The organism is Arcanobacterium urinimassiliense, assembly GCF_900119495.1.
Classification (GTDB): Bacteria; Actinomycetota; Actinomycetes; order Actinomycetales; family Actinomycetaceae; genus Arcanobacterium_A; species Arcanobacterium_A urinimassiliense.
The window spans coordinates 1-5,109 of record NZ_LT632434.1 but is presented as its reverse complement, the minus strand read 5'-3'; the positions used below and the strand labels follow the sequence as shown (position 1 = coordinate 5,109).

At 52.8% G+C, this 5,109-nt stretch carries 3 rRNA genes; all 3 read right to left on the bottom strand.

What is annotated here, in order from left to right:
* Window positions 1–8: 8 nt before the first annotated feature.
* A 5S ribosomal RNA gene (gene rrf, locus BQ7117_RS00015) occupies window positions 9–125 on the bottom strand.
* Window positions 126–231: 106 nt separating this feature from the next.
* Window positions 232–3,309 (bottom strand): 23S ribosomal RNA (locus BQ7117_RS00010).
* A gap of 189 nt (window positions 3,310–3,498) precedes the next feature.
* Window positions 3,499–5,034 (bottom strand): 16S ribosomal RNA (locus BQ7117_RS00005).
* Together the 16S, 23S and 5S rRNA genes form the textbook arrangement of a ribosomal RNA operon.
* Between the last annotated feature and the right edge of the window lie 75 nt (window positions 5,035–5,109).

Below are 5,109 nucleotides of genomic sequence, written 5' to 3'. Positions count from 1 at the left end.
GGTTTGAATGGCGGCGGTTTCTTACTCTCCCACGCTCTCTCGAGTGCAGTACCATCAGCGTTACCAGGCTTAGCTTCCGGGTTCGGAATGGGACCGGGCGTTTCCCTGGCACTATTGCCACCGCCAAAACGGTTGGATAGCCACTCTTTCTGAAAAGAATCCTCTTTTTTTGGTTGGTGGCCGGGAATTGTATAGTGGATGCGAAACATTAAATAAAACTTTTATAGATTTGTTGGTAAGTGATCGGTCATTAGTACTAGTCAGCTCCAGACCTCTCGGCCTGTCCACTTCTAGCCTATCAACCCTATAGTCTATAGGGGACCTCCCAACCCTAAAGGGTTATCGAAACCTTATCTCGGAGCAGGCTTCCCACTTAGATGCTTTCAGCGGTTATCCTTACCGAACGTAGCAAACCAGCCATGCACCTGGCGGTACAACTGGCACACCAGAGGTTCGTCCGTCCCGGTCCTCTCGTACTAGGGACAGCCCTCCACAAGTTTCTAACGCGCGCAGAGGATAGGGACCGAACTGTCTCACGACGTTCTGAACCCAGCTCGCGTGCCGCTTTAATGGGCGAACAGCCCAACCCTTGGGACCTACTCCAGCCCCAGGATGCGACGAGCCGACATCGAGGTGCCAAACCATGCCGTCGATATGAACTCTTGGGCAGGATCAGCCTGTTATCCCCGGGGTACCTTTTATCCGTTGAGCGACCACGCTACCATAAGCCATGGCCGGATCACTAGTTCCTACTTTCGTACCTGCTCGACCCGTCAGTCTCACAGTCAAGCTCCCTTCTACACTTACACTCGCCACCTGATTACCAACCAGGCTGAGGGAACCATTGAGCGCCTCCGTTACAATTTAGGAGGCAACCGCCCCAGTTAAACTACCCACCAGGCACTGTCCCTAAACCAGATCATGGTCCAAGGTTAGACATCCAGCACGATCAGAGTGGTATTTCAACAATGACTCCACCCAAACTAGCGTCTGAGCTTCACAGTCTCCCACCTATCCTACACAAAACGTACCAAACACCAATACCAAGCTATAGTAAAGGTCCCGGGGTCTTTCCGTCCTTCTGCGCGTAACGAGCATCTTTACTCGTAATGCAATTTCACCGAGTTCGCGGTTGAGACAGTGGAGAAGTCGTTACGCCATTCGTGCAGGTCGGAACTTACCCGACAAGGAATTTCGCTACCTTAGGATGGTTATAGTTACCACCGCCGTTTACTGGGGCTTAAATTCTCAGCTTCGCCACCACAAGGATGACTAACCAGTCCTCTTAACCTTCCAGCACCGGGCAGGCGTCAGTCCGTATACATCCACTTACGTGTTCGCACAGACCTATGTTTTTGATAAACAGTCGCTTCTCCCTGGTTTCTGCCACCATCACCCCTAGCCTGCAAAAAGGCCTCAAGGTTCCGGTCCCCCTTCTCCCAAAGTTACGGGGGCATTTTGCCGAGTTCCTTAACCACGATTCACTCGAACGCCTTAATATACTCTACCCAACTACCTGTGTCGGTTTCGGGTACGGGCGGCTCGAACCTCACGTCGAGGCTTTTCTAGACAGTACAGGATCACCCTACTTCCCTTAAAAAAAGGTCATCATCCAGCCTCACCTTAAACATTTCCCGGATTTACCTAGGAAACAGGCCACACTGTTAAACGCGGCAAGCCATAAGCCACGCGGAAGCTACCTCACTGCGTCACCCCTGTTAACACGCTTGCCTACCACAAGATCAGTTCCCACGCCATCAACCACCCAACACCCGAAAGTGTCAAGCAATATCCGGGATGGTTAGTATCCCTCGCTTCAGCACGGACGGTTCTACACCGGTACCAGAATAACAACTGGTCACCCATCGACTACGCCTGACGGCCTCGCCTTAGGACCCGACTAACCCAGGGCGGAACAACCTGGCCCTGGAACCCTTAGTCATACGGCGGATAGGATTCTCACCTATCAAATCGCTACTCATGCCTGAATTCTCACTCGCACGCAATCCACAACAAGTTCACACCATCGCTTCACCTCACGCACGACGCTCCCCTACCCAATACAAAATATTGCCACGGTTTCGGCGGTGTACTTAGCCCCGCTACATTGTCGGCGCAGAATCACTAGACCAGTGAGCTATTACGCACTCTTTCAAGGATGGCTGCTTCTAAGCCAACCTCCTGGTTGTCACAGCAACCCCACATCCTTTCCCACTCAGCACACTCTTAGGGGCCTTAACCGATGATCTGGGCTGTTTCCCTCTCGACAACGGAGCTTATCCCCCGCAGTCTCACTGCAATGCTAAACTTAACCGGCATTCGGAGTTTGGCTAACCTCAGTACCCACCAGGGCCATCAGCTATCCAGTCGCTCTACCACCAGCAAGCAACACACCACGCTGCACCTAAATGCATTTCGGGGAGAACCAGCTATCACGGAGTTTGATTAGCCTTTCACCCCTACCCACAGCTCATCCCCTCCATTTTCAACTGAAGTGGGTTCGCGCCTCCACACGCTCTTACACGTGCTTCACACTGGCCATGGGTAGATCACCCCGCTTCGGGTCTAGAACATGCAACTAAAACGCCATTTAAAACTCGCTTTCGCTACGGCTCCCCCACACAGGTTAACCTCGCCACACATCCTAACTCTCAGGCTCATTCTTCAAAAGGCACGCCATCACCCCCACCAGGGAGGCTCTGACGGATTGTAAGCGTCCGGTTTCAGGTACTATTTCACTCCCCTCCCGGGGTACTTTTCACCATTCCCTCACGGTACTATTCCACTATCGGTCACACAGAGTATTTAGGTTTACACCACGGCCGGTGCAAATTCACACAAGATTACACGAGTCCCATGCTACTCGGGAAAAACCACTAAAAGACAACAACGTTTCACTTACGGGACTATCACCCACTCCGGTCAGGCTTCCCAACCTATTCAGCTACGCCATCATTTTATAACTTTTCAGACCCCCATCGGCAGGCCTCAGCAGCTCCCACAACCCCGGATATGCAACGCCCGACAGCTATCACACACACCCGGTTTAACCTAATCCGCTTTCGCTCGCCACTACTCACAGAATATCTTTTCCTGTAGGTACTAAGATGTTTCACTTCCCTACGTCACCCCCTACACCCTATACATTCAGATGCAGGTAACCAAACATAACTCTGGCCAGGTTCCCCCATTCGGACACCCTCGGATCACAGCTCGCACGCCAACTCCCCGAGGCTTATCGCAGACCACCACGTCCTTCATCGGCTCCATGTGCCAAGGCATCCACCGAACGCCCTAAAACACTTACAAAAAACCAAAGATGCTCGCATCCACTATACAATTCTCAACCACCACACCAACACCACACAAGCCCCAACCAAAACAGTCAAAACCCACGCAGGCAGAAAGGTGTTACCCAAAACCCCAACAGCATGCCAGCTAATTCGCAGTCCCACTAAAAACAACCCCAAAACAAACAGGGCCATCAAAAATCCCTAGAAAGGAGGTGATCCAGCCGCACCTTCCGGTACGGCTACCTTGTTACGACTTCGTCCCAATCGCCAGTCCCACCTTCGACCACTCCACCCACATACGTGGTTAAGCCATGAGCTTCGGGTGTTACCAACTTTCGTGACGTGACGGGCGGTGTGTACAAGACCCGAGAACGTATTCACCGCAGCGTTGCTGATCTGCGATTACTAGCGACTCCGACTTCATGGGGTCGAGTTGCAGACCCCAATCCGAACCAAGACTAGCTTTAAGGGATTCGCTCCACCTCACGATATCGCAACCCTCTGTACCAGCCAATGTAGCATGCGTGAAGCCCAAGACATAAGGGGCATGATGATTTGACGTCATCCCCACCTTCCTCCGAGTTAACCCCGGCAGTCTCTCGTGAGTCCCCACCCGAAGTGATGGCAACACAAGACAAGGGTTGCGCTCGTTGCGGGACTTAACCCAACATCTCACGACACGAGCTGACGACAACCATGCACCACCTGTACACCAGCCCGAAGGCAACCACATCTCTGCAGTCTTCCAGTGTATGTCAAGCCTTGGTAAGGTTCTTCGCGTTGCGTCGAATTAATCCGCATGCTCCGCCGCTTGTGCGGGTCCCCGTCAATTCCTTTGAGTTTTAGCCTTGCGACCGTACTCCCCAGGCGGGACACTTAATGCGTTAGCTACGGCGCAGAACCCATGGAAAAGGCCCCACACCTAGTGTCCAACGTTTACAGCATGGACTACCAGGGTATCTAATCCTGTTCGCTCCCCATGCTTTCGCTCCTCAGCGTCAGTAACGGCCCAGTAACCTGCCTTCGCCATCGGTGTTCCTCCTGATATCTGCGCATTCCACCGCTACACCAGGAATTCCAGCTACCCCTACCGCACTCTAGTCTGCCCGTACCCACTGCAACCCCGGAGTTAAGCCCCGGTCTTTCACAGCAGACGCGACAAACCGCCTACGAGCCCTTTACGCCCAATAATTCCGGACAACGCTCGCGCCCTACGTATTACCGCGGCTGCTGGCACGTAGTTAGCCGGCGCTTATTCAACACCTACCCTCAACCCTAAAAAGAGCCTTGTTCAGCATCAAAAGGAGTTTACAACCCGAAAGCCTTCATCCCCCACGCGGCGTCGCTGCATCAGACTTCCGTCCATTGTGCAATATTCCCCACTGCTGCCTCCCGTAGGAGTCTGGGCCGTATCTCAGTCCCAATGTGGCCGGTCACCCTCTCAGGCCGGCTACCCGTCACCGCCTTGGTAGGCCATCACCCCACCAACAAGCTGATAGGCCGTGAGCCCATCCCCCACCAGAAAAACCTTTCCAACCCCCACCATGCGGCAGAAGCAGAATATCCAGTATTAGACCCAGTTTCCCAGGCTTATCCCAAAGAAGAAGGCAGGTTACTCACGTATTACTCACCCGTTCGCCACTCGAGTACCCCAAGCAAGCTTGAGGCCTTTCCGTTCGACTTGCATGTGTTAAGCACGCCGCCAGCGTTCGTCCTGAGCCAGGATCAAACTCTCCACAAAAAACCAAAAAATTTTGCAAAAAGCCCAAAACGACTCAAACAAAAAACAAAAAACCAGCAACACCACCAAAAAAAA